The organism is Streptomyces sp. NPDC008092, from assembly GCF_042957285.1.
Taxonomy (GTDB): domain Bacteria; phylum Actinomycetota; class Actinomycetes; order Streptomycetales; family Streptomycetaceae; genus Streptomyces.
In genome coordinates, this window is record NZ_JBIBHY010000005.1 from 108,036 (window position 1) to 132,650 (window position 24,615).

The 24,615-nt window shown below is 71.3% G+C and carries 16 protein-coding genes and 1 riboswitch; of the genes, 2 read left to right on the forward strand and 14 right to left on the reverse strand.

The annotated features are described in order from the left end of the window. Nucleotides 1–413 precede the first annotated feature (413 nt). The 9 genes from ACFZB3_RS16985 to ACFZB3_RS17025 form a co-directional block, all read right to left on the reverse strand. Nucleotides 414–1,097, reverse strand: a complete 684-nt coding sequence (locus ACFZB3_RS16985; protein ID WP_391376088.1) for a transglycosylase family protein — start codon at nucleotides 1,095–1,097, stop codon at nucleotides 414–416. 4 nt (nucleotides 1,098–1,101) lie between these two features. Continuing rightward, nucleotides 1,102–1,275: riboswitch (cyclic di-AMP (ydaO/yuaA leader) on the reverse strand. Between the two features lie 194 nt (nucleotides 1,276–1,469). Then, the gene (locus tag ACFZB3_RS16990) at nucleotides 1,470–2,465 is read right to left on the reverse strand and encodes a transglycosylase family protein (protein WP_391376091.1); all 996 of its coding nucleotides are present in this window, start codon (nucleotides 2,463–2,465) and stop codon (nucleotides 1,470–1,472) included. A 214-nt stretch (nucleotides 2,466–2,679) separates the two neighbouring features. After that, nucleotides 2,680–3,936: a cytochrome P450 gene (locus tag ACFZB3_RS16995; protein ID WP_391376094.1), complete on the reverse strand. Its 1,257-nt coding sequence runs from the start codon at nucleotides 3,934–3,936 to the stop codon at nucleotides 2,680–2,682. Next, nucleotides 3,933–4,946 (reverse strand): nucleoside triphosphate pyrophosphohydrolase, encoded by a 1,014-nt coding sequence (locus ACFZB3_RS17000; RefSeq protein ID WP_391376097.1) that lies wholly within the window; start codon nucleotides 4,944–4,946, stop codon nucleotides 3,933–3,935. Before ACFZB3_RS17000 ends, ACFZB3_RS16995 begins: the two co-directional genes overlap by 4 nt. Before the next feature lie 101 nt (nucleotides 4,947–5,047). Continuing rightward, nucleotides 5,048–5,695, reverse strand: a complete 648-nt coding sequence (locus ACFZB3_RS17005; RefSeq protein WP_391376100.1) for a SurA N-terminal domain-containing protein — start codon at nucleotides 5,693–5,695, stop codon at nucleotides 5,048–5,050. Between the two features lie 170 nt (nucleotides 5,696–5,865). Next, nucleotides 5,866–6,690, reverse strand: coding sequence for a glycoside hydrolase domain-containing protein (locus ACFZB3_RS17010; protein ID WP_391376103.1), 825 nt, complete (start codon nucleotides 6,688–6,690; stop codon nucleotides 5,866–5,868). A 76-nt stretch (nucleotides 6,691–6,766) separates the two neighbouring features. Further along, the gene (locus tag ACFZB3_RS17015; protein WP_391376930.1) at nucleotides 6,767–8,254 is read right to left on the reverse strand and encodes a protein kinase; all 1,488 of its coding nucleotides are present in this window, start codon (nucleotides 8,252–8,254) and stop codon (nucleotides 6,767–6,769) included. 38 nt (nucleotides 8,255–8,292) lie between these two features. Further along, on the reverse strand, nucleotides 8,293–8,937 hold the full coding sequence (locus ACFZB3_RS17020; RefSeq protein WP_391376106.1) for a hypothetical protein: 645 nt from the start codon (nucleotides 8,935–8,937) through the stop codon (nucleotides 8,293–8,295). 244 nt (nucleotides 8,938–9,181) lie between these two features. Then, nucleotides 9,182–11,410, reverse strand: a complete 2,229-nt coding sequence (locus tag ACFZB3_RS17025; protein ID WP_391376109.1) for an N-6 DNA methylase — start codon at nucleotides 11,408–11,410, stop codon at nucleotides 9,182–9,184. Nucleotides 11,411–11,575: 165 nt separating this feature from the next. On the opposite strand from ACFZB3_RS17025, the gene ACFZB3_RS17030 reads away from it, so the two are divergent. After that, nucleotides 11,576–12,289 carry a hypothetical protein gene (locus ACFZB3_RS17030; protein WP_391376112.1) on the forward strand — a complete coding sequence of 238 codons (714 nt, stop codon included), beginning with the start codon at nucleotides 11,576–11,578 and terminating at the stop codon, nucleotides 12,287–12,289. A 107-nt stretch (nucleotides 12,290–12,396) separates the two neighbouring features. Here ACFZB3_RS17030 and ACFZB3_RS17035 read toward each other — a convergent pair whose 3' ends face one another. From ACFZB3_RS17035 to mfd, 3 genes are all read right to left on the reverse strand, one after another. After that, entirely contained in the window at nucleotides 12,397–13,086 is a 690-nt protein-coding gene (locus tag ACFZB3_RS17035) for a DUF1524 domain-containing protein (RefSeq protein WP_391376115.1), read from the reverse strand. A 346-nt stretch (nucleotides 13,087–13,432) separates the two neighbouring features. Continuing rightward, the gene (locus tag ACFZB3_RS17040; protein WP_391376118.1) at nucleotides 13,433–13,615 is read right to left on the reverse strand and encodes a hypothetical protein; all 183 of its coding nucleotides are present in this window, start codon (nucleotides 13,613–13,615) and stop codon (nucleotides 13,433–13,435) included. Nucleotides 13,616–13,667: 52 nt separating this feature from the next. Further along, nucleotides 13,668–17,201, reverse strand: coding sequence for a transcription-repair coupling factor (gene mfd, locus ACFZB3_RS17045; RefSeq protein WP_391376121.1), 3,534 nt, complete (start codon nucleotides 17,199–17,201; stop codon nucleotides 13,668–13,670). A 359-nt stretch (nucleotides 17,202–17,560) separates the two neighbouring features. Between mfd and ACFZB3_RS17050 the strand changes: the two genes are divergently transcribed. After that, a complete protein-coding gene (locus ACFZB3_RS17050) occupies nucleotides 17,561–20,602 on the forward strand; it encodes a hypothetical protein (protein ID WP_391376124.1) in 3,042 nt (1,013 codons plus the stop codon). Nucleotides 20,603–20,707: 105 nt separating this feature from the next. Here ACFZB3_RS17050 and ACFZB3_RS17055 read toward each other — a convergent pair whose 3' ends face one another. Together ACFZB3_RS17055 and ACFZB3_RS17060 are read right to left on the reverse strand one after the other, a co-directional pair. Further along, complete coding sequence (locus tag ACFZB3_RS17055; RefSeq protein WP_391376129.1) at nucleotides 20,708–23,287, reverse strand: FtsX-like permease family protein; 2,580 nt, start codon at nucleotides 23,285–23,287, stop codon at nucleotides 20,708–20,710. Next, the gene (locus ACFZB3_RS17060; protein ID WP_391376132.1) at nucleotides 23,284–24,072 is read right to left on the reverse strand and encodes an ATP-binding cassette domain-containing protein; all 789 of its coding nucleotides are present in this window, start codon (nucleotides 24,070–24,072) and stop codon (nucleotides 23,284–23,286) included. Before ACFZB3_RS17060 ends, ACFZB3_RS17055 begins: the two co-directional genes overlap by 4 nt. Nucleotides 24,073–24,615: the final 543 nt, after the last annotated feature.

The window sequence follows — 24,615 nt, forward strand, 5'->3', positions numbered from 1 at the left end:
CGCACGCGGGCCTTGGCGGCCCTTGCTCAGCCTTGCGACTAGAGCCTAACCGTCCCAGGGCCGTCGGCCGGCACGACCGACCGGCCCGTGGACACACAGACGGTACTCATTGTTCACGCGCGGAACAAAGGGGGTCCCGATGAAGAACGGAAGAAGAGCGGGCCAAGAAGGGGGCCGGACGCCGGACGGGGGGCCGGAGAGCAGGAGGGCGGCAAAGAGAAACCCCGCCCCGGTGCGTTCGGGGGAAAACGCACCGGAGCGGGGGTCCGTGGGGGACGGGGGTGACCCTCACGTGGTCTCCACTATGGGGACCACGGTTGTGCGGGAGCTGTGGTTCAGCTGGGCGCCGCTTAATACTTCCGGCCGGTACTTGCGGCCGATACCCGCGGCGGCCGCCCGTGCCGCGCTTCGCCCTACTTCAGGTGCAGCTGCTGGCCCGGGTAGATGAAGTCGGCATCGTCGACGATGTCCTTGTTCAGCTTGAACAGCGCCTGCCAGCCGCCCTTGACCTTGTGCTTCTCGGCGATCGAGCTGAGGGTGTCGCCCTTGACGACCTTGTACTCGCCGTCGCCCTTCTTGACCTTCTTGCCGGTCGGGGTGGTGACGGTCTTCTTGGCGGCCGGGCGCTCGGCGGAGCGGGAGGCGGCCTGGGTGTCGGTCGAGCGGGTGCTCGTGCCGGTGCTGCTGCTCGACGAGGAGCCGGCGGAGGAGCTGCCGGTGTAGGCGGCACCGGACAGGCCCGTGCCGCAGACCGGCCAGGCACCCTTGCCCTGCGCGGCGAGGACCTTCTCGGCGATCGTGATCTGCTGCGCCTTGGTGGCCTGGTTGGCCTGCGCGGCGTACTGCGTGCCGCCGTACGCGGCCCAGGTGGAGGCGGAGAACTGGAGACCGCCGTAGTAGCCGTTGCCGGTGTTGATGGCCCAGTTGCCGCCGGACTCGCACCGGGCGACCGCGTCCCACTCGGAGGCGGTGGCGGCGGAGGCGCTGCCGGCCGCCATCAGCGGGGCGGCGACGGCGACGCCGGTGACACCGGCGACAGCGATGGCGCGGACGGCCTTGGACGGACGACGGTGCTTGCCCTTGCCGGAGAACAGCATGGATCGATCCCCTCACCGACGCCTGCGAGGTGAGCTGTCGGGTTCGGGCCGGTTGAGTTGCCCGGCCGCACACCGTGTGTCGGTGCGCGGCTTCACCCCGAGCCGGATCGGCGGTCTCAACCACCGGCCCCGGCACTAACCTTGGGTCCCCCGCTCCTGCCTACGGCGCATGACGCGACGACTGTTCCCGGACGGCCGCTGGCAGGACTCGGCGTTGCGACGGCCGGGGCTCGTGGTGACGAGCGGCCTTGACCGTAAACAGGCGATCCGGTGAATTTCAAAGATGATCAGGGCTTCTGAGACTCATCCCACACTTTCACCAAAACGGACATTCGGCTCGAAGCGGGGCGCCAACTCCCGCCGCCTTTCGCCCTATTCGCTGCCGAGTTTCAGGGTCTGACCGGGAGCGATGGCGTTCGGGTCGGCACCGATGTCGGCCTTGTTCGCGTCGTAGAGCGCGCGCCATCCGCCGTCGAGGCCAAGGGAGTCGGCGATGGAGGCGAGAGTGTCGCCGTCGCGGACGGTGTAGGTGCCGCCGTCACGGGAGGCATGCCGGCCGGAGGAGGTGGCACTCTGACCTTTTGTCACGCTTTCGTCCGCCGAGCCGCCGCGGTGCTTGCCGCCGCTGCCGACGGCACCCGTGTCGACGAGACTCCAAGAGCCTCCGGTCTGCCACGAATTGTCCGAGTCGTCGGCTTCGGAAGCGGCCGAGCCCTCGCTCGCCTTCGAGGTGTCGGAGCCGGATGATTCCGACTTGTCCGTCTTGGTGGATTTGCCGGGGGCGTCCGACTTGGAGTCACTGTCGGCGCTCGCACTCGGCGAGGGGGTGGCGGACTCGCTCCCGGAGTCCGTGGCACCCGAAGAGGAGTCGGAACCGGAAGAAGAGGACGAGTCCGACAACCCGGAGGACGAGTCCGACGAGCCCGACGAATCCGAGGAACCGGATGAATCACCCGAGTTGTCGAGGCCCGTGTCGACGTTCACCGAGGCGTCGTCGGACGAGAGCCCGGCGATCAGGGCGCAGGTCCGCCAGGCCTTGGTGCCCTGGTCGGCGAGCATCTTCTCGGCGACCGCGATCTGCTGCGAACGGCTCGCCTGGTCGGGGGTGCCGGCGTACTCCAGGCCCCCGTACTCGCTCCAGTCGTCCAGCGAGATCTGGAGACCGCCGTAGTAGCCGGTGCCGTTGTCGGCGCTCCAGGAGCCGCCGCTCTCGCACTCGGCCACCTGGTCCCAGGTGGAGCCGTCGGCCGCACTGGCGTTCACCGCGCCGAGGAGCGGGAGGGCGATGGCGGAGCCGGTCACCCCGGCCGCGACGAGGAGTGCCGGAGCCTGGCGGGGGCGACGGTGACGACCGTTCCCGGAGAGCATGCGGAAACCTTTCGAGCGACAGCGGTGACCGGCGCGGCGGGTCCCGCAAGGGCGCCGCGCTGATGGGTGAACGTATCGGCAGACGATCACTTGTCACAAGTTAATGCCGCGTAGATCACGTGAAGATCACAGACTTGAACGCTGGTCACCTTTTGCCCGTACAGGTCGGCAGGGGCCCGCACGGGGCTTCAGCACAGGGCTTCAGCACAGGGCTTCAGCGACCGGTGGGCGTGAACTCCACCGGGAGCGTGCGCAGTCCCCGCATGATGAGCCCGCCGCGCCACCGCAACTCGCTCTCGTCCACCGCGAGTCGCAGGTCGGGAAGGCGGTTGAGGAGACCGGCGAGTGCGGTCTGCCCCTCCAGGCGGGCGAGCGGGGCGCCCAGGCAGTAGTGGATGCCGTGGCCGTAGCCGAGGTGCTGGTTGTCCCGCCGGGCGAGGTCGAGGGTGTCCGGCTCGGCGAACCGCTCCGGGTCCCGGTCCGCGGCGGCCAGGACGACCAGGACCGGGTCGCCGGGCTCGATGTGCTGCCCGCCGATCGCGACCGGCTCGGTGGCGAACCGCCAGGTGGCCAGTTCCACCGGCCCGTCGTAGCGGAGCAGTTCCTCGACGCCGGTCTCCAGCAGCCCGCGCTCGCCCGCGGCCAGGGACTCCAGCAGGCGTGCCCGCTGCCCGGGGTGGGTGAGCAGCGCGTACGTGCCGTTCCCGATCAGGTTGACGGTGGTCTCGAACCCCGCGAACAAGAGGATGAACGCCATGGCCGCGGCCTCGTTCTCGGTGAGGTGCTCGCCGTGGTCCGAGGCCCGGATGAGCCCGGAGATGAGGTCCTCGCCGGGACCGGCCTCGGCGGGCAGCGCCTCCCGCTTCCGGTGGATCAGCTCGGCCAGGTACCCGCGCATCTTCTTCACGGACCGCGCGACCCCGCCCCGCGGCCCTCCCCCGTGCCGGATCATCATCCCCGCCCAGTCCCGGAAGTCGTCCTGGTCCTCGGGCGGGACGCCGAGCAGGTCGCAGATGGCGTAGATGGGGAGCGGAAAGGCGAACTCGTGGATGAGGTCGGCCTCGCCCCGCTCCGCGAACCCGTCGATGAGCCGGTCGGTCAGCTCCCGCACCCGCGGCGCGAACTCGGCCACCCGGCGCGGGGTGAACGCCTTGCTCACCAGCCGCCGCAGCCGGGTGTGGTCGGGCGGGTCGATGTTCAGCAGGTGCGTCATCAGCTCGGCCTTGCGCTCCCCGGGGATGCCGGTCTTCCCCTTGGCGTGCGCGGGCTCGTCGTGATGCGCCGGGTTCTTGGAGAGCCTCGGGTCGGCCAGTGCCTGCTTGGCGTCCCCGTACCGGGTGACCAGCCAGGCCTCCACCCCGCTGGGCAGCCTGGTCCGCCGCACGGGCTCGTGCTCCCGCAGCCAGGCGTAGGCGGGGTAGGGGTCGGCGGCGAACTCCCAGGTGAAGAGGTCGGGGGCGGGGGCGGTCACTTCTCCACTCCCTCCGTCGCCCGCACCGCGTCCCGGTAGGCCCGGGCCGCCGCCCGCAGCGCCGCCTCCGGGTCGGTGCCCTCCGCCTCCGCGCGGGCCGCCAGCGCGAGCAGCTCGTAGCCGATGCCCGGTGCCTGCGGCAGCGGCACCTCAAGGCCCGCCGTGCGCACCCGGGAGGCCAGCTTGGCCGCCAGTGCGAGACCGGGCTGCGCGAGGGGTATCCCGTCCGTCACGGACGCGCGCCGCTTCTCCACCGCCTTCGTCCGCAGCCAGTGCTCCTTGACCTCCTCCGGCGTCGACGCGGTCTCGTCGCCGAAGACGTGCGGGTGGCGGTGGATGAGCTTGGCGACGATGCCCCCCGCCACGTCGTCGATCGAGAAGGGGGCGTCCGGGTCCTCCTCCGCGATCCGCGCGTGGAAGACGACCTGGAGGAGCACGTCGCCCAGTTCCTCGCGCAGCTCGTCGCGGTCGCCCTCCTCGATCGCCTCGACGAGTTCGTACGCCTCCTCGATGCCGTACTTCGCGAGGCCCTGGTGGGTCTGCCGGGACGACCAGGGGCACTCCGCGCGGATCCGGTCCATGACCTGGACGAGGTCGAGGAGGCGGGCGCCGGGCAGGTCGTAGGAGGCGGGGAGCAGCTCCAGCTCGGGCATCCGGACCCGGCCGGAGCCGGCCAGCCGGGCCAGGCCGTCCGTGAGGGCGGGCTCGCCGTCGCCCGTCGCCACGACCACCACGGTCCGGCCGCCGGCGCACGCGTCGACCAGCTCCTCGGCGGTGGGGGCGGCCTCGTCCACGGCCGTCCCGGCCTCCCGCAGATACGGCAGCTGCGGATGCGCGCCGTCCGCGCACAGCACGCGGTCCGCCGCGCGCAGCGCCTGCCAGGCGGGCCAGGACAGCAGGCCGGGGGCGACCCGGTGGCTGGTGGTGAGCAGGACGACCCGGCCGGCGTCGGACGCCGGGGAGGCCGGAGCGGGTTCCGGGGTGGCGGGTTCGGGGCTGGTGGTGTTCACGCTCCGAACGTAACGCACGACCGCCGACGGCCTCGCCGTTCGTCCACAGGCCGGGGATGATCAAGCGATCGTATGACCGCCCGCCCCGCCGCTCACGGGCTCTACGCCGACGCCTGCGTCCCCGCCGAGGTGACCTCGCGTACCCACGGCGTCCTGGCGTCCACCCGGCTGCTCTTCTGGACGTCCCAGGCGCCGTAGCGGGGGTTGAGGTCGACGTGGAGTTCCTTGGAGGCGTTGGCCAGGGCCTTCCAGAAGGCGGGCTGCGAGGTGTCGGTGCCGAGCACCTCGGCGAGCTTCTTGGCCTCGACCTGGAAGCGGAGGTTGTCGTCCAGCCGGCTGGGGGCGATGCCGTACTTCTGCAGCCAGGCCGTCTGCAGCGCCGCGGAGCCGCCGGCCTGCTGTTCGAGGCCGGAGCGCATCTGCTCGACCTCCGCGCGGGTGACGCTGACGCCCGCGGTCCGGGCGGCCCGGTGCAGTACCCGGTCGAGCACCATGTTGTACAGGGTGTCCCGGGTGAGGCTGCTCGTGGAGGCGAGGACCTGCTGGTACTGCGCCTCGTCCGGCACCGCGGCGCGCTGCGCCCGGCGCACCTCGTTCACGCGGTTCTCCAGCTGCGAGACGGTGATCCGCTGGCCGCCCACGACGGCCGCCGCGCCCGGGTGCGCGTCGCTTCCGCAGGCGGTCAGGAGAGGGGCCGCGGCGGCGATCGCGGCGGAGAGGACGAGCGCGGTGCGACGGCGGCGGTGCAAGGGTGCCTCCCGAGGAGATTGTGCGACGGTGCACAAAGTCTTGCGGTGATCGATGGTAGGCAGTGGGCAAGCTCTGGCCAACCCATTCGACCAACGATTCACACGCGTATCCGGCACCGCCGCACCACCCTCCGGAAGGGTTTGCGGTACTGATCCCGTGGGGATCCCGCTCAGCCCGTGATCGCCACCGGGGCGTCCCACGCGTCGCGGTCCACGGTGATCGTGTAACCGCCGCGCGTCTCCTTGCTGTTCACCATGTACTGGTGGGCCCGGCTGTGCCCGGTGTACTGGGTCGAGCCGAACGGCCAGTCCGCGGTGGTGGTGTTCTGCTTGTCCCACAGCGCGTACCAGAGGTTGCCCGGCAGGTCCGTCTTGTCCGTGACGTTCGCGATCGCCTTGGCGCTGGAGCTGGTGAAGCCGTAGTAGCCCGCGCGGTACGTCTTCGCGCGCAGCTCCTTGTCGAAGGCGCGCACATAGGTCAGCACGGCGTTGTTGCACGACGTGTTCGTCGTGTCGTACGCCTCCATGTCGAGGTAGATCGGGCTGCCGGCCTTCATGCCGAGCGCGGCGGCCTTGGCCACGGCGTCGTCCGCCTCGGACTTGCCGACGGAGGCGGCGGTGGAGGCGCTGATCTTCACCGAGCCGCCGGATCCGCAGGACGGCTGGGAGCCGACGTAGAGCGGGATGAGCTTCCAGCCGACCGCTGAGACGGACTTGACCCAGGAAGCGGTGAGGTTGGGCTGGGCGCAGCCGCGGTTCTTGCCGCCGATGTAGACGGCGGCGGCGCCGTAGAAGCCGGTGTTCCAGGCCTTCATCGCGGCGAGGGAGGGCGCGGCGCAGGTGTCGAACGCGCGGCCGGTGAACGTCTTCTGGGCGGGCCAGGTGGTCGCCGCCATGGAGGTCTGCGCGGCGATCCCGGCCCCGGCGACCACGGCGGCGCCCGCGACGCCCCAGGTGATGTATCTGCGCTTCCTCGACTGCCGATGGCTGGACATGCCGGAACCCCACCCCTGTGTCTCTGCTGTGCGGCAAGTTGTGCGAAAAGTAGGTGCAGTATGCACTGCGCGGGAACTAGCCGCGCATCTGCCCCAGCCAGTGCAGCGTCCGCCGCACCTCGCCCGCCATCGGGTGGCCGGGCCCGTGCAGCCGTTCCACGTCGAACAGCAGCCGGGTGAACGTGTCGTGGGCGGCCGCCCGGTCGCCGAGGGCGAGCAGCAGGTGCCCGATCCGGCGGCGCACGTCGTGCGCGAGCTGCGGATCGCCGGCCACGTACTGGTTCTCGTAGTACGGCAGCAGCGCCCGGTACTCCGCGAGCGCCGCCGCCGGTTCGCCGAGCTGTTCCAGGCACTGCGCGGTCTCGTAGCGGAAGCGCAGCACCTGCGGGTCGGCCTGGCCCGCCTCGGCGGCGCGTTCGTCGGCGAGCCGGCGCAGTTCGGGCAGCGCGCGCCGGTACTGCCCGTCGTCCATCAGCGTGGCCGCGTACTGCTTGCGCAGGGTGCGTACGACCGTGGAGCGCTCACCGTGCTGGTCGGCGGCTACGGGCAGGATCGCGCCCAGGATGTCCACGGCCTGGGTGATGCGCCCCTCCCCGAGCAGCCGCTTGACCTCGTCGACGGCGGCGGCCACATCCGGTCTGTCCGGTACCGCGGCCACGGGGGCGGCGGGCTGGGGCGCGGGCGTCCGGGCCCGGTCCGGCCAGGGGGCGTGCGGGCGCAGGAAGGGGCGGGTGGGGTCCAGGGGCGCCCCGGAGGGCGTCCCGCGCGCGGGCAGGAGCGACGCCAGGTTCTCGTAGACCTCCTGCGCGGACGCCGGGCGGTGCTGCGGGTCCTTGGCGAGCAGGCTCAGCACGAGGCTCTCCAGCGGCTCCGGGACCTCGGGGCGGATCCGGCGCACGGGCAGCGGCGGCTCGTACAGGTGCCGGTGCAGCACGCCGAGCGCCGTGGAACCCGCGAACGGGACCTCCCCGCTGAGCAGTTCGTGCAGCAGCACGCCGAGCGCGTACAGGTCGGTGTACGGGCCGACCGCGCCGCCCATCGCCTGCTCGGGCGCCATGTAGGCGGGCGAGCCGATCGGGGAGCCGGTGTGGGTGAGGCGGGTGGTGTCCGTGTCCATGACGGAGGCCACGCCCAGGTCGAGGACGGTGACCGTGCCGTCCTGCTTCACCATCACGTTGCGCGGCTTGAGGTCGCGGTGGACGATCGGCACGGCGTGCACGGCGCTCAGCACGGCGCACAGCTGCGCGGCCACCGCGACCGCCCACTGCCACGGGTAGGGGTCGTGCTCCGCCAGGTGGTCGGAGAGGTCGGCGCCGTCGACGTACTGCATGACGAGGAAGAGCTCCTCGCCCTCGCTGCCGGCGTCGTGCACGGTGACCAGGCCGGGGTGGTCGACCTGCGCGGTCACCCGGCACTCCCGCAGGAACCGGCGGCGCAGCTCCTCCGCCTCCGCACCCGCCACCTTGTCGGGGCGCAGCAGCTTCACCGCCACCCGCCGGTCGAGCCGCTGGTCGTACGCCGTCCAGACCTGGCCCATGCCGCCCTGTCCGATGAGCGTGGACAGCTCGTAGCGGCCGGCGACGACGCGTCCGGTCGCCACGGTCACCGTCCGCCCTCGTGGTCGCCCTCGCGGTGCCCGTCGTGCTTGCGCAGATAGTCACTGAGCTCGTCGAGTTCGGCACGCACCTGGTCGATCCGGACGGGTGCCGGGCGCTGCGGCGGCGCGGGTATCGGGGGCTGCGGCGGCCCGGGTGCCGGGGCCTGCGGGAGCGGCGGCCCGGACATCGGGGGGACGGAGTGCGGGGGCGGCGTGTGCGGGGGCTGCATGCCCAGGGGCGTGGTCCCCGTGGCGTACGGCGAGGCGGCGGGCGGGTAGCCGTACCCCTGCGCCGCGTACCCCTCGCGCTGCCGCTGGAAGTGGCGTACGTCGGCCACGAGGTAGTAGACGACACCGCCCAGGAGCGTGCCGAACAGCAGCGTGATCCCCACGTAGCCGCCGGCGGTGTGCACGTCGTCGCCGGGTTCGGTGCCCAGCAGCACGATGCTGAGGACGTCGGCCGCCGCCACCGCCACCAGCAGGCCGAAGTCCAGCGACCTGCGGGTCACGACGGCCAGCCGCAGCAGCATCGCCCACGTCAGGAAGCCGGCGCTGCACACCGCGACGGTCACGAACACCACACGCAGCAGGACCAGTACCGCGTCGTGCGGCGGCCGCTGCACCGGCTGCGCATGGCCCTGGCCTTGCATGATCGCTCCTGGGTGCCTGGTGCCTGAAAAGGGCGTACGTGCCCGTCCGGTGCCGTCCGCCCGCGGACCGCACCGGTCGTGCGATGGTCGGACCGAGCATATGGCCCGGCACGGACAACCGGTTCGGGTTGTACCGAACCGTTGTCGGACCGACTGCCCGCGCACACCGGCCGGGGATCGGCCGGGGATCCTTCAGGGATCGGCCGGGGATCCATCAGGGATCGACCAGGGATCAGCCGGGGGATCAGTCGGGCGCGACGGTCCCGTCGGTGAGGCCGTCGTACATCCCGCGCACGAGGTGCTCCCCGAGCCGGCTCGCGTGGCGCAGCGTCCGCTCGAACTCGTCGAGGGCGCGGAAGCGCGCGCCGTAGCGCCGCTGTTCCTCCAGCGGGAGCCGGGGCAGCTGCAGCCGGCGCACGTCGAGCCGGGTCGCGGTGGAGGCGTAGCTGCTGGCCTGCCGGTTGTTGGCGGTGCCGCGCAGGAAACCGGCGAGGAACCACGGGTCGAGGGCCGTGCGATCGGGGCGCAGCAGCACCAGGTTGCGCCCCAGGGCGGCGCCCGCCGTCGCGTCGTCGATCACGCGCGCCACCGAGCCCCCGCCGAGGACCGGTACGACCACGTCGCCCGGCTCGGTCAGCACGGCCTCCTCCTCGCTCTCGGGGAGCGAGCCCGAGGGCGCCGCCCCGGTGAGGACGTCGTGGTCGGTGAGGACGGGCACGCGCGCGTGGCCGCCGTTCCCGCCGGTGCGCAGCACCAGCGCGCTGCCGCGCGCGAGTTCGCCGACGGTGGTGAGCGGCCACCGCGCGGGCGGCGCCTGGTCGACCGGGGGCGGGGTGAGGTCGACGGTCAGGCGCAGGGTCGCGCCGAGCCGTTCGCGGACCGCCGTGAGCTCTTCCGCGCCGTCGGCCGCGGCGGCCGGGGGCAGATGGCGGGCGGGGGCGAGGTCCACGTCGTCGTCGAGGAGTTCGATGACCGGCACCGAACGGGCCAGCCCCGGCCGTTCCACCGGTCCCCCGGCGCGTCCGAAGGCACGCCAGGCGTCCAGGACGGCGTCGCGTACCGCCGTCCAGTCCGGACCGCCGCGCCCCTCCCCGGCGAACCTCCCGGTGTCCACGAGCAGCACCTCGGGCGTGGCCGGCGTCCGGTCGGGCCGGCGCAGCACCCACAGGTGCAGCGGGATGCTGTACGGCGGGGCCGCCCCGGCCGGCAGCGCGACCAGCGCCCGGAGCGCGCCGCGGCGCAGCAGGTCGGCCCGGATCCGGCGCCCGGAACGGCGGGACGCGACGGCCGGCGGCATCAGCAGGACCGCGGTGCCGCCGTCGGCGAGCCGGGCCAGGGCGTGCTGCACCCAGGCCAGTTCGGACTCGGTGCGCGCCGGGAAGCCGTACTCCCAGCGCGCGTCGTACGCGAGTTCGTCGTGGCCCCAGTTGCGCTCGTTGAACGGCGGGTGGCACAGCACCGCGTCGGCGCGCAGCTCCGGGTAGGCGTCGGCGCGCAGGGTGTCGCCGGCCGCGCCGTGCACCCCGGCCCGGGAGTGCAGCGCGAGCCGCAGTGCGGTGAGCGCGGCGAGATCGGGGGCGCTGTCCTGGGCGTACAGCTCCTGGCCGGGGCGGGCGTCGACGGCCCGCAGCAGGGCGCCGGTGCCGCAGGCCGGGTCCAGCACGGTGCGGGCGGGGCCGGCCAGGTCGGCCATGAGACCGGCGAGTTCGGACGGGGTGAGCGTGTACTGGCGGGGGTTGGCGTCCAGGTGCCGGCCCAGCAGGAACTCGAAGGCCTGCCGGGCCCCCACCTCGGCGGCCAGTTCGGCGGCGCCGCGCAGGAGCGGGACGGAGGGGAGGAGCTGGGGGCCCGTGGGGGTGCGGACGGCGGGGGGTGCGGGGGCGGGGGTGATGGAGGGTGCGGGGGTGGGGGTGCGGGGTGCGGGGGTGGGGGCGGCGGTCGCGGCGGGTGCCGTCGGCGGCTCGGTGTTCACAGGGCGGGTGGGCGGTGCGGTGTTCACACCCCCTGGGCTGCCCGGACTGTTCACAGCCTCGGCGGCGCTCGCGGGCCGGCCGCTGTGAACCGTGCGCTCCGGCGCCCCGCCGAGGCGCGCGGTCAGCACCTGCTCCAGCGCGGCCGGCAGCATCGCGGCCAGGCGCTCGTCCGAGCCGGCGCTCGCGTGCAGCCAGACGGTGGGGCGCTCGTGGATCAGCAGCAGCGCGCAGCCGGTCTGCACCAGTGCCGTCAGCGCGCCGTCGGGATGCCCGGCGAGCTGCTGCCAGACCCGTTCGCGCAGCGGGACCTCGGCGAGTTTGCCCTGCTTGCGCAGCCAGGACTCGACCTCGGCGAGCGCGAAGGACGGGCTGGTCTCGGTGCCGCCGACCGGCTTGGGGAAGTCGGCGTGCCGACGGCGCCAGTTGCTGACGGCGGCGCGGCCCACCCCGGCGAGCCGTGCGATGCCGGCCGCGGTCACCTCCGTGGCGTTGTCCTGCACGCGGCCTCGCTCCCCTCGTCCCATGTGTGCACCGAGCATACCGGCGTACACAAGATCTACCCCTTCACGAACGTGTACACCCGACACCACGTTAGTCATGTTGACTCGGTTCACAGCCTCTGCTGTTATTGACCCACCGGTTCACCGACTCCCGAAGGACTTCCGATGCGTCTCCCGACCCGCGCCGTGATGCTGATAGCCGCCGCGGCCCTCCCGCTGGCCCTGACCGCCTGCTCCACCGACTCCACCGGCTCCGGCTCCGACTCCGGTACCGGCACGAGCGCCGCGCCGGCCAAGGCGAAGGACCCCAACTCCGGCCTCGCCACGGGCACCCGGCTGAAGAAGGCACTGGCGCCCGCCTCGGCCTTCCCGTCCGGGCTCACCCTGGAGTCCGACGGCTCCGCGGACAGCGGCGACCAGTTCCTCTCCCCGGCCGGCCGGAAGGCGGGGAAGCCGGACTGCACCAGGCTGGAGACCACGTCCTGGATCCAGGTGTCCGGCTACAAGGGCGGGGTGTCGTTCGCGCAGAACGGCTACGCGAGCAAGACCGCCGAAGTGGACCAGGAGATCGACGCCTTCCAGGGCACCACGGCGGCCGCGGTGATGAAGGCCCTGCGGACCGTGGCCGCCGAGTGCGCCACGTACACGGACACCGACGCGCACGCCAAGGTGAAGCTCACCGGCAGCGCCACGGCCGGACTCGGCGACGAGGCCTACACGATGACGCTGACGAGCGGCTACTGGGAGAACGGCACCACGCTGATCGCGGCTCGCTCCGGCGGCTCCGTGGTCACCGTGCTGTCCACGGCGGGCAGCGACAACGGTGCCGCGTCCGCGCGGAAGGTGACGACGACGATCCTGTCGGCGCTGAAGAAGTAGCCGAAGAAGCAGCCGAACGCTCCGCCGCGCGGCCGCTTGCCGGAGCACCGGAGCACCGGAGCAGGGGAGCACCGGAGCAGGGGCGCACGCGGCGGGAACGGGCCGGTTCAGCGCGCCTTGAAGCGGGGCGGCGCCTTGGTCGGGTTTCCGCCCGCGGGGAGCTTCTGGCCCGGGCAGCCGGCCAGCACCTTCTTCATCGCGGCCTTCTCGGCGGCGGTGGTCCACAGGCCGTACTTCTTCTTCACGGCGACCTGCGCGGCGACGTAGGTGCAGCGGTAGGACTTGTCGGGCGGCAGCCAGGTGGCGGTGTCGCCGTCGCCCTTGCCGCGGTTGGCGCTCGCGTCGACGGCCAGCAGGTTCAGCGGGTCGTTGGCCAGGGCTATGCGCTTGCTGGCGTCCCAGTACTTGGCGCCCGTCTGCCAGGCGTCGGAGAGCGCGACGAGGTGGTCTATGTCGACCAGGCTGCGGCCGCGCCGGTAGGTGACCTCCTTGCCGGAGTAGGGATCCGGCTCCAGTACGCCGTAGGAGACCTTGCAGTCGCCGCCGGTGTACTTCACGTCCTTCAGGTCGCGCTTGAGTATGTCGTCGCGGGTGTCGCAGGAGTTGGAGTCGGTGTCCGCCCAGGCGGAGCCGAACTTCTCCCGGGAGTAACCGGTCTTCGGCGCCCGCCCCTTGACGGCCAGCGAGTCGGCGGCGGTCAGGGCCGCCCCGCCGCCTCCCGCGCCCTGCGCTCCCGAACTCCCCTTGTCCTGCAGATCCTTGCAGCCGGCCACGGCGAAGATCATGACGACAGCCATGACCGCCCCACCCCTCAGACGCGCCACGTGCGCCCCCTCTTCCTTACCCCGGTCCGCCTCCGCACGGGCGGATTTCCGCTGGTCCCACGGTAACTGCGACACGGTTCGCCCCAGACGGGGGCACAGAACGACACATACCCGCAACCCGCCTTCATCGGCGGCCGGTCGGCCCCCGGACGAAGCTCGGACCGTACGGCTTCGCGCCCGCTCACTCCCCGCCGCGAACGAATGCCCCCGATGACACACCTCACACCTTGCCGCGCACGCAGGCCTCGGGGGCTCTTCGGCGAGTCCGTTCAGCGGTTCCCTGCGGGAGCTCTGGGAGGACTTGACCCTGACGCCGGTGTCAGAGTCCGACGATCCCGGCATGAGCGAGGACTTCCGCCCCCAGGACCCCCGTACCGTCGTCGTCACCGGTACCGATGCCGGCGCCGTACTCGCGATAGCCGTCGGCGGAGCGCGCGGAGGTGATCAGGCCCGCCTGTTCGCAGTGGCGCGGGGCGCGCGGCGCGGTGCCGGTCGCTCGCACCGGCTCACCGATCCGCGCGCCCCGCGCCCCGCGCCCCCGCCCCGTCATCCGGTCACGACCCCAGGATCGAGGCGAGGAACTCCCCGACCCAGCTGAGCAGTTCCCGCCCGACGAGCGGCTTGCCGCCCACCTTCGCGGTCTTGGGGCGGGGCACCAGCAGCTGGTGGACGGCGGGCTTGATGACCGTCCCGGGGTACAGGCGCTTGACGCGCAGCTCCTGCGACTCGCGCAACTCGACCGGCGCGAAGCGGATGTTGGTGCCCTGGAGGACGATCTCGCCGACCCCGCACGCGCGGGCCAGCATCCGCAGCCCGGCGACGAGCAGCAGGTTCTCCACCGGCTCGGGCAACTTGCCGTAGCGGTCGGTGAGTTCCTCGCGGACGGCCCTGATGTCGTCCTCGGAGTTGGCGGAGGCGATGGAGCGGTACGCCTGCAGGCGCAGCCGCTCGCCGGGCGCGTAGTCGTGCGGGACGTGCGCGTCGACGGGCAGCTCGATCTTGACCTCCAGCGGCGGCTCCTCCTCGATCTCGCCGGTCTCCAGCTGCCGCCGGTAGTCCGCGACCGCCTCACCCACCATGCGGACGTACAGGTCGAAGCCGACGCCCGCGATGTGCCCGGACTGCTCGCCGCCGAGCAGGTTGCCCGCGCCGCGGATCTCCAGGTCCTTCATCGCCACGTACATGCCGGCGCCCATCTCGGTGTGCTGGGCGATGGTGGCGAGGCGCTCGTGGGCCGTCTCCGTCAGCGGCTTCTCCGGCGGGTAGAGGAAGTACGCGTACCCGCGCTCACGCCCACGGCCGACGCGGCCGCGCAGCTGGTGCAGCTGGGAGAGGCCGAAGGTGTCGCCGCGTTCGACGATGAGCGTGTTGGCGTTGGAGATGTCGATGCCGGACTCGACGATCGTGGTCGAGACGAGGACGTCGAACTTCTTCTCCCAGAAGTCGACGACGACCTGTTCGAGGGCCGACTCGGACATCTGGCCGTGGGCCGTCGCGATGCGCGCCTCGGGGACGATCTCGCGCAGCCTGGCCGCCGCGCGGTCGATCGACTCGACCCGGTTGTGGATGTAGAAGACCTGGCCCTCGCGCAGCAGTTCGCGGCGGATGGCGGCGCCGATCTGCTTCTCCTCGTAGGGGCCCACGAAGGTCAGCACCGGGTGGCGCTCCTCCGGCGGGGTGGTGATCGTGGACATCTCGCGGATGCCGGTGACCGCCATCTCCAGGGTGCGCGGGATCGGGGTGGCGGACATGGTGAGCACGTCGACGTTGGCGCGCAGCTTCTTCAGCTGCTCCTTGTGCTCGACGCCGAAGCGCTGCTCCTCGTCGACGATGACCAGTCCGAGGTCCTTGAACTTGGTCTCCGAGGAGAACAGGCGATGGGTGCCGATGACGACGTCGACCGCGCCCTCCCTGAGGCCCTCCAGGGTCGACTTCGCCTCGGTGTCGGTCTGGAACCGGGAGAGCGCCTTCACGCTCACCGGGAACTGCGAGTACCGCTCGGAGAACGTCCCGAAGTGCTGCTGCACCAGCAGGGTGGTGGGGACGAGGACGGCGACCTGCTTGCCGTCCTGGACGGCCTTGAAGGCGGCCCGGACCGCGATCTCGGTCTTGCCGTAGCCGACGTCGCCGCAGATCAGGCGGTCCATCGGGACCGACTTCTCCATGTCGTCCTTGACCTCGGCGATGGTGGTCAGCTGGTCGGGGGTCTCCGCGTACGGGAAGGCGTCCTCCAGCTCGCGCTGCCAGGGCGTGTCCCCGCCGAACGCGTGCCCGGGGGCGGCCATCCGCGCGCTGTACAGCTTGATCAGGTCGGCGGCGATCTCCTTGACTGCCTTCTTGGCGCGCGCCTTGGTCTTCGTCCAGTCCGCGCCGCCCAGGCGGTGCAGGGTGGGGGCCTCGCCGCCGACGTACTTGGTGATCTGCTCCAGCTGGTCGGTGGGGATGTACAGCCGGTCGCCGGGCTGGCCGCGCTTGGCGGGGGCGTACTCCACGACCAGGTACTCGCGGGTGGCGCCCTGCACGGTGCGCTGGACCATCTCGATGTAGCGGCCGACGCCGTGCTGCTCGTGAACGATGTAGTCGCCCGGCTCCAGGGTGAGCGGGTCGATGGTCTTGCGGCGGCGGGCCGGCATCCGGGCGCCGTCCTTGCCGGCCGCCTTCTGGCCGGACAGGTCGGTCTCGGTGAGGACGGCGAGCCGGAGCGCCGGGTCGACGAAGCCGTAGTCGATGGAGCCGCACGACACGTGCACGACCGAGGGGCTCAGCTCGCCCAGGTCGACGTCGAGGCGGGCCGCGATGCCCTCGCCGCCGAGCACCTCGACGGTGCGGGAGGCGGGGCCGTGGCCCTCGGTGACGTACACCGTGCGCCAGCCGTCGGCGAGCCAGCCCTTGGTGTCGGCGAGGGCCTTCGCGGTGTCGCCGCGGTAGGTCTCGGTGGCGTGCATGCCCAGCTTGAGGGTGTCGGCCGCCAGCTCTTCGTCGGCGGCGAACGGCGACACCGACCACCACATCATGTCCAGCTCACGCGCGTGGTCGCGGACGTCCGCGATCGACCACAGGGAGGCCGCGCCGACGTCGATGGGCGCCTCACCGCCGCCCGCGGTGGCCGCCCAGGAGGCCTGCAGGAACTCCTGGCTGGTCGCCACCAGGTCGGCGGCGCGCGTGCGCACCCGCTCCGGGTCGCAGACGACGGCCATCGCGCCCTTGGGCAGCACGTCGAGCAGCAGTTCCATGTCGTCGACCAGGACCGGGGCGAGGGACTCCATGCCCTCGACGGCGATCCCCTCGGCGATCTTGTCGAGCAGTTCGCCCAGCTCCGGGTGCTCCTCGGCGAGGGCACGCGCGCGTGCGCGGACGCCCTCGGTGAGCAGCAGCTCGCGGCAGGGCGGCGCCCACAGGCCGTGCTCGGCGACCTCCAGGGAGCGCTGGTCGGCGACCTTGAAGTAGCGGATCTCCTCGACGTCGTCGCCCCAGAACTCGACGCGCAGGGGGTGTTCCTCGGTGGGCGGGAAGACGTCCAGGATGCCGCCGCGGACGGCGAACTCGCCGCGCTTCTCGACGAGCTCCACGCGCGCGTAGGCGGCGGCCGCGAGGGCTTCCACCACCTCGTTCAGGTCGGCGCTCCGGCCGGTGCGCAGCGCCACCGGCTCCAGGTCGCCGAGGCCCTTGACCTGCGGCTGGAGCACGGAGCGTACGGGCGCGACGACGACGGAGACCGGGCCGGTCTCGGGGTCGTCGGAGCTGGGGTGGGCGAGGCGGCGCAGGACGGCGAGGCGGCGGCCGACGGTGTCGCTGCGGGGGCTGAGGCGCTCGTGCGGGAGCGTCTCCCAGGAGGGGTACTCCGCGACGCCCTCGGACGGCAGCAGGGTGCGCAGCGCCGACGCCAGGTCCTCGGCCTCGCGGCCGGTGGCGGTGACGGCGAGAACGGGCCGGCCGGTCTCGCGGGCCAGCGCGGCGACCGCGAGGGGACGGGCCGCGGGCGGGCCGACCAGGTCGACGTGCATGCGGTTGCCGTCCGCGGCCGCCTTGATCGCTTCCGCGAGGGCGGGGTCCTTGACGACGACGTCGAGCAGACCGTGCAGGCTCATGGAGGGCTTTCCGTCTGAGGGACCGGGTGTGGGTGTACCGGACCGCGGGTGGGCAACACGAACGGCCCGACTTGCGGTGCGAGCCGGGGGTGTCCAGCCTACGACGGTGCAGGCGTGAACGCTGAGGCTGTGGACAGTCCGCGACCACCGGATGCGACGACACCACGTGACCGTCCCGACACGGCCCATCGTGTGTGGCACGGCCTTTCTCGCGCAGTGCTGCCGCGCTTCCTCTGTCGTTGTCGGCCACAGGCCGGACGATGTCCCGGTTCGGTCGATAAGGTGCGTGGCACTGTCACACAGAATCCGAAGCGGGGGAAACGGTGCAGCGCACAGGAGAATCGCCGGCCGAGGAACCGATGCCGGACGGTCCCGCCGGGGTGTTCCGGCTCATGGAGTTCTCGTACACGTCCGGGAGCGATCCGCGCAGCATCCACGAAGGCTTCTCCGTCCTCGACTTCGAGCTGCGGTTCCTGGCGCTGCTGGCCGCCGCGACGGTACGGGCGGCCGGACAGACGGCCGCGCCTGTGGGCCGTTCCCCCGGGCTCGGCGAGTGGACCGGCTACCTGCGGCGCGCCCGTCAGCAACTGAGCCAGTGCACTACGGTGCCGGCCGGACACGTGGGCCAGGCCGTCGGCAAGGTTCTGGACCTCTACGACCAGGGCGTTCCGGGTGCTCCCAGGGAACTGCGCGACCTCAAGCGGCTGCGCGACCACATCAGCCACGGAGGACCGCTCCCGGCCGGGGAAAGCGAACTGGCCACGCTGGACGAGCTGGTCCACTCCATCGCCGACGCAGTCACGGAATCCCTCACCCCTGCCGAACTGGTGCTCCGCGACGGCGGCTCGGGGGAATTTCGGCCGTCGTTCGTCTGGGAGGGCGACGAGGTCTCGCTCTGGCCGTTCCTCCACATGAAGCCCAGAGGCGTCTGGCATCTCTTCTCCAAGTTCACCCGCGCGCACCCCGCCTTCCTCTGCTTCGGAGGCGGCTCGGTGAGCAGCTCTCCCTCCGACGAGGCGGTCCAAGCGGCGCTGCACCCCCTTCTCAAACCGAAGAAGGCGGACAACGGCACGCTGGAATACTTCGTCAAGGACGTCGAGCAGGATCTCAGCGGCTTCGCCGACGACGACTCCGAGCCCGTCTACGCCGATCATGACCAGGGTTTCGAGTTCTACTGGGACAAGGCGACCGGTGAGGGTACGGGAACCCAGCCCCGCCGGGACTACTTCCGGCTGGGCCCCAACAACATGCGTCAGTGGCGGGCGGAGTCGGACTGGGTCCCGTACACCGAATATCTGCGCTCACTGGCCAACTGGCCGGTGGTCGCGACGCGCCTGCGCCAGAAGCTGGAGCAGTTGGAGCGCCAGCTGGCCAAAGAGGAGGAGGACACCCTCGGCTGGGCCTCCCGGGAACGCGCCACCACCCGGATGGCCAAGGTCGTCGTCTCCGACATGGACGGCAGTCGTGAGGAGCCGCCCCAGACCTTCGCCGCGCTCATCGACGGTGTCGACCAGGACCTCCAGGCCAACCGGGGCCAGACGCAAGTGGTCTTCATCAACGGCGAAGCGGGGATCGGCAAGACGCGGGCGATGCTCGACGCGGCGAAGACCCGGACCCTGGAGGTCGAGCGGGCACTGCAGGCGGGCGAGTCCTCGGACCGGGCCCTGTTCCTGTACGTCCGTTCCACCGGCCAGGTGCTCGACAGCCTCCGCACCGTGGTGGACAGTGCCGTCGCGTCGACCCGGAACCTCACCGACAAGGGCGTCAAGGCGCTGTGCCGCAACGGGTTGATGACCCTGCTCATCGACGGATTCGACGAGTTGCTGGGCGGAGTGGGATACAGCGACGCGATCGGGTCGCTCCGGCCCTGGCTGGACGAACTCGGCGGCCGGGGAGTCGTCGTGGTGTCGGCCAGGTCCTCCTATTACATGGGCCAGTACCGCTCCAGTGTCGAGCGCGCCAACGAACAGGGAATGCCCTTCGTACGCCACCGTGTGGCAACGGTGCAACGCTGGTCACCCCAGGGCGTCATGTCGTTCCTGGACGAGTACGGAGTCCCGCGCGAGAGCCTCGACCGGCTGTCCGAACACGACCGGCAGCTGCTGGGACTGCCCTTCTTCGCACACGCCTTCGCGGAGATGACGCTCAACCCCGACGAGGGAGTGATAAAGAGCAACGCGCTCGCCGAGCGGCTGCTCGACAAGTACGTGGCGCGCGAGGAACGCAAGCTGACCACCGGTCAGGGGGATACCGCCCTCCTGACCAGCGCCGAACTACGGCGCATGTTCGAGTACGTCGCGGAGTTCATGGCGACCCATGAAGAACGCGAGGCGGACATCGGTGAGCTGCAGGAGGCGGCCCAGTTCGCGATCGAGGACGAACTGTCCTCCCGGCGTCACCTCAAGCAGCGACTGCCCGTCCTCTGCGGACTCACGGCGGCTTCGGACGACACGTCCGCCTCGCGTTTCCGCTTCCAGCACGAGCTGTTCTTCGACCAGTTCCTGGCGGGCGCCGCGAGCAGCTACCTCCTGGACGGGCACACCGCCGTGTTCCAGGGGATGCTGAAGCAGTCCCCCTGGCGGTCCGCCACCGTCACAGGGGTTGTCACCGCGGCCGGGCAGGAACGTGTCACTCGCGCCATCGCCGACTTCGCGCCCCGCATCCAGCGCACGGAACAGCAGATCGAGTCCACCGTTGCGGCCACCAACCTCGGCGCCCTGTGGAGAGCCGTGATCAAGGAGACGGGCCGCATGCCCAGCGCGGACATACACAACGCCGTGTTCGCGGACGAACTCGACCTGTCCGGGGTTCAGGACGTGGACACCCGGATCGTCGGCTGTGAGCTCGCCGGGCTGGTCCTGCCCGCGTCCGGCGGCTGGACCCTGCGCCTCGACAACACCAGCGTCAAGAAGATCAGGGTGAGCGGCTCACCGTCGGACCTCATCGGACTGCACGGAGTGCGCCACGCCGATCTGGTGGAACTGCTGCTTCCGAACAAGTTCCTGTACCGCAGGGAGCACATCCTTGAGTCCCTGCGACGCTACGGGGCAGAGGTCGTCGACACCGAGGACAGGGATGACGACCTTCCGGCCGTCGAGGTGCTGGCCGCCCGCCACTATCTGACGACGATGGTCCGGCGTGTGGAGAAGTCCGTCATTCTCCGCAGCGACTACCAGCCTGAGGACAGCCGGCTGAAGTGGACCCAGGAATACGGCCCGGACATCTGGAAGAGGTTCGTCAACGAGCTTCTGAACTCCAAGCTGGCCCACGACGACACCTTCTCAGCCAGCGGAGAGCGCAAGATCCGGCTCCGGCTGAAGTGCAGTGCGGCCGCGATCCTCGCCGACGACGGAACGCGCCCCGGCACGGAGGAGTTCTGGAGGCAGCTCCAAGGCAACTGACTTCCCGGGCAGACAAAGCGTCCGGCGCCGAGCAGCCCCCGTGGCTGCTCGGCGCCGGACGTCCCCCGCAACCCCCGTGTGCGGTGGTCTCCCGGGCGGGCGCGGTCAGTCCGTCGCGATCGCGTTCAGGACGTTCATGCGGCCCGCGCGGAACGCCGGGACCAGGGCGGCGAACAGGCCCACGAAGGCCGAGCCGACGAAGACACCGATGATCGTCGGCCAGGGGATCTCCAGGACCTTCAGGCCCTGCAGGGCGAGCAGCTTCTGGGCGGTGGCGCCCCAGCCCATGCCCAGGCCGAGGCCCAGCAGGGCACCGAAGAGGGCGATCACCACGGACTCCATGCGGATCATGCGGCGCAGCTGGCGGCGGGAGAGGCCGATGGCCCGCATGAGGCCGATCTCGCGGGTCCGCTCGACCACGGAGAGGGCGAGGGTGTTCACGACGCCGAGGACCGCAACGATGATCGCGAGGGCGAGCAGGCCGTAGATCAGGTTCAGCAGCTGGCCGATCTGGTCCTTGAGCGCCTTCTTGTAGTCGGTCTGGTCGCGCACGGTGTACTGCGGGTAGCCGTGCAGCGCGGACTTGAGCGCCTTGTACGCGGCGTCCTGGCGGCCGTCCTTGGCGGTGGCGAAGACCAGGTCGTCGAGGGGCATCTTGGCGGCCGGCACGTACTTGGCGAGGGTGGTGATGTTCGTGTACTTGGAGCCGGCGTCGATGAGGCCGTCGCTGCTGGTGATCGCGCGGACCGTCAGGTGGGCCGTGCGGCCGTCCTTGAAGCTGACGGCGATCTTCGAGCCGAGGTGGATGCCGTGCGCCTTGGCGAACTTGTCGTACACGGACATCGAGTCGGGCAGGTAGGCGTCCTTGAGGTCACCGGCGACGGTCTTGGTGCGCAGGTCGGTCGCGTAGGTGGGGTCGGCCGCCGTGATGTCGGTGTCCTTGAGGGTCTTGCCGTCGGGCGTGGTGTAGTCGGCGGTGGTGGTGCGGTACTCGGTGACGCGGGCCATGCCCGGTACGTCCTTGACGGCCTTGACCGCCTGCGGGGTGATCCGCTGGCCGCTGTCGGACTGGATGATGAAGTCCGTGCCGACGGTCTTGTCGAGCTGGTCGCTGGCGGAGGCGACCATGGAGGAGCCGACCACCGAGAGGCACGCGACCAGCGCCAGTCCGATCATCAGGGCGGCGCCGGTGGCACCGGTACGGCGCGGGTTGCGCAGCGCGTTGCGTTCGGCCATGCGTCCGACCGGGCCGAACATCCGGAGCAGGACGGCGCCCAGGACCCGTACGACACCCCCCGCGAGCAGCGGGCCGATGACGACGAACCCGATGAGGGAGAGGACGATGCCGAGGCCGAGCCAGGCCGAGCCCTGCTTGGCCTGGTCGGTGGCCGAGGCCAGGTAGAGGCTGTAGCCACCGGCGCCGGTCAGCACGAGGCCGACCAGGGCGCGTATCCGGCCCGCCCTGGCGTCGGCGGGGGCGCCCGCGTCGCGCAGCGCGGCCATCGGGGAGACCTTGCCGGCCCGGCGTGCGGGGAGGTAGGCGGCGAGGACGGTGACGACGACGCCGAGGATCAGGCCGAGCACCGGGGTGGTCCAGGCGACCGTCAGGTCACTGGTCGACAGGTGCATGCCCATCTGGCCCATCAGCTTCATCAGGCCGACCGCGATGCCGACGCCCGCGCCGACGCCGAGGACCGAGCCGACGAAGCCGAGCAGCAGGGCCTCGACGAGCACCGACCGGTTGACCTGGCCGCGGCTGGAGCCGACGGCCCGCATCAGGCCGATCTCGCGGGTGCGCTGGGCGACCAGCATCGAGAAGGTGTTGATGATCAGGAAGATGCCGACCAGGAAGGCGATCCCGGCGAAGCCGAGCATCGCGTACTTCATGACGTCCAGGAAGCCCTCGACGTCCTTCTGGTTGGCGTCGGCGGTCTCCTTGGCGGTCTGCACCTTGTAGGCGGCGCCGAGTTCGCCGACGACGTTCTTCTTCAGCTGCGCGTCCGTCACCCCCGGCGCGGCCGTCACGTTGATGTTCGTGAAGACGCCGGTCTGCCCGACGAGGGTGCGCTGGGCGGTCTTCGTGTCCAGGTAGAAGATCGCGGCACCGGGGTTGGTGACGGTGAAGTCGGCGATGCCGGAGATCCTCGCGGTGTGCGTGCCGACCGCGCTGATCACCCCGATCTCGTCGCCCAGCTTCAGGTGGTGCTTGTCGGCGGTGTCGGCGTCCACCATGACCTGGCCGGAGTTCTTCGGCGCCGCACCGGAGGTGATCTTCATGGTGCGGGCGTCGTTGCCGTTCCAGCTGCCGACGATGGTCGGGGCGCCGCTGGACGGCGACAGGCTGTCCTTGTCGGCGTCCACGACGGTCACGGACGTCGAGAAGACCGTGCCCTCCGCCGCCTTGACGCCGGCCGCGGCGCGCACCTTGCCGACCACCGCGGCCGGCATGACCGGCGGCCTGCCGTTGTCGGAGGTGGTCTGGCCGGTGTCGGAGGCGCCCTTGGCGCTGACCGTCACGTCGGACGAGGTCGCCGCGAACAGCTTGTCGAACGTCGTGTTCATGGTGTCGGTGAACACCAGCGTGCCGCACACGAACGCCACCGACAGCAGGACCGCGACCGCGGAGAGGGCCATGCGCCCCTTGTGCGCGAAGAAGTTGCGCATCGAGGTCTTCATGACGGTCATGACGTACGCCCCCGCGCGTCGAAGTCCTTCATGCGGTCCAGGACGGTCTCCGCGGTCGGCTTGAACATCTCGTCGACGATCCGGCCGTCGGCGAGGTAGAGCACGCGGTCCGCGTAGGAGGCGGCGACCGGGTCGTGCGTGACCATCACGATGGTCTGGCCCAGGTCGTCGACGGAGCTGCGCAGGAAGCCCAGGACTTCGGCGCCCGCGCGGGAGTCGAGGTTTCCGGTCGGCTCGTCACCGAAGATGATCTCGGGGCGGGCGGCGAGGGCGCGCGCCACGGCCACGCGCTGCTGCTGGCCTCCCGAGAGCTGGGTGGGGCGGTGCTTGAGCCGGTCCGCGAGCCCCACGGTGTCGACCACGCGCCGCAGCCACTCCTTGTCGGGCTTTCGCCCGGCGATGTCCATGGGGAGGGTGATGTTCTCCAGCGCGTTCAGCGTCGGCAGCAGGTTGAACGCCTGGAAGATGAAGCCGATCCGGTCCCGGCGCAGCTGGGTGAGCTTCTTGTCCTTCAGGCCGGTGATCTCGGTCTCGTCCAGGTAGATCTGACCGCTCGTCACGGTGTCGAGCCCGGCGAGGCAGTGCATCAGGGTGGACTTCCCGGACCCCGAGGGGCCCATGATCGCGGTGAACTGCCCCCGCTTGATGTCCACGTCGACGTGGTCCAGGGCGACGACCCGGGTCTCTCCGGCCCCGTACGCCTTGACGACCTGCCGCGCCCGCGCGGCAACGGCCGTACGCCCTCCAGTACCCCCGTGCCTGGGAATGGTCACAGCCGATGTCACGGTATGTCTCCTAAGTCGGTCAGCGAAGGCACAGCTCTGTGCTGTGCGTTGCTGCGCAGTGGTCGGTACGACGACGAGTCTCGCGGCCGGCGGGGTCGCTCCGCGCTGGTGCGAAGCCCCGTCTTGCCCGGGGGAAAACCCCACCCCCGCCGGTTCGGTCAACCGCCCCCCGGCGGCGTAAAGCCAGGTTAAGGACGGGCGGGGTGCCGTCTCGTCCTCCGGCGGTACGAACCCTCCCCGAGCCGTAGTACGGAGAACCCCCTAGGGGAAGTCCACCGCCGGGTGGAGTCCTTCTCGGGGTCGGCCTCCACCCGCCGCCCCAGGAAGCGTCCACCCTTCCGCCGCGTGAGGGTCAAGCGGCCTCGCACTCTCAGCAGGTGGACGCGGACTCCCGCGGTGCCGGGGCGGATGGGAAGCTGTCGTACGCGACATAGATACATGAGGAACACATGGGGAGGGGGCCCGGCGTGGCGAAGGAGAAGGCCGAGAAGGAGGCCGAGAAGGAGGCGGAGAAGAGGGGGAAGGAGAGGGGGACGGGGAAGG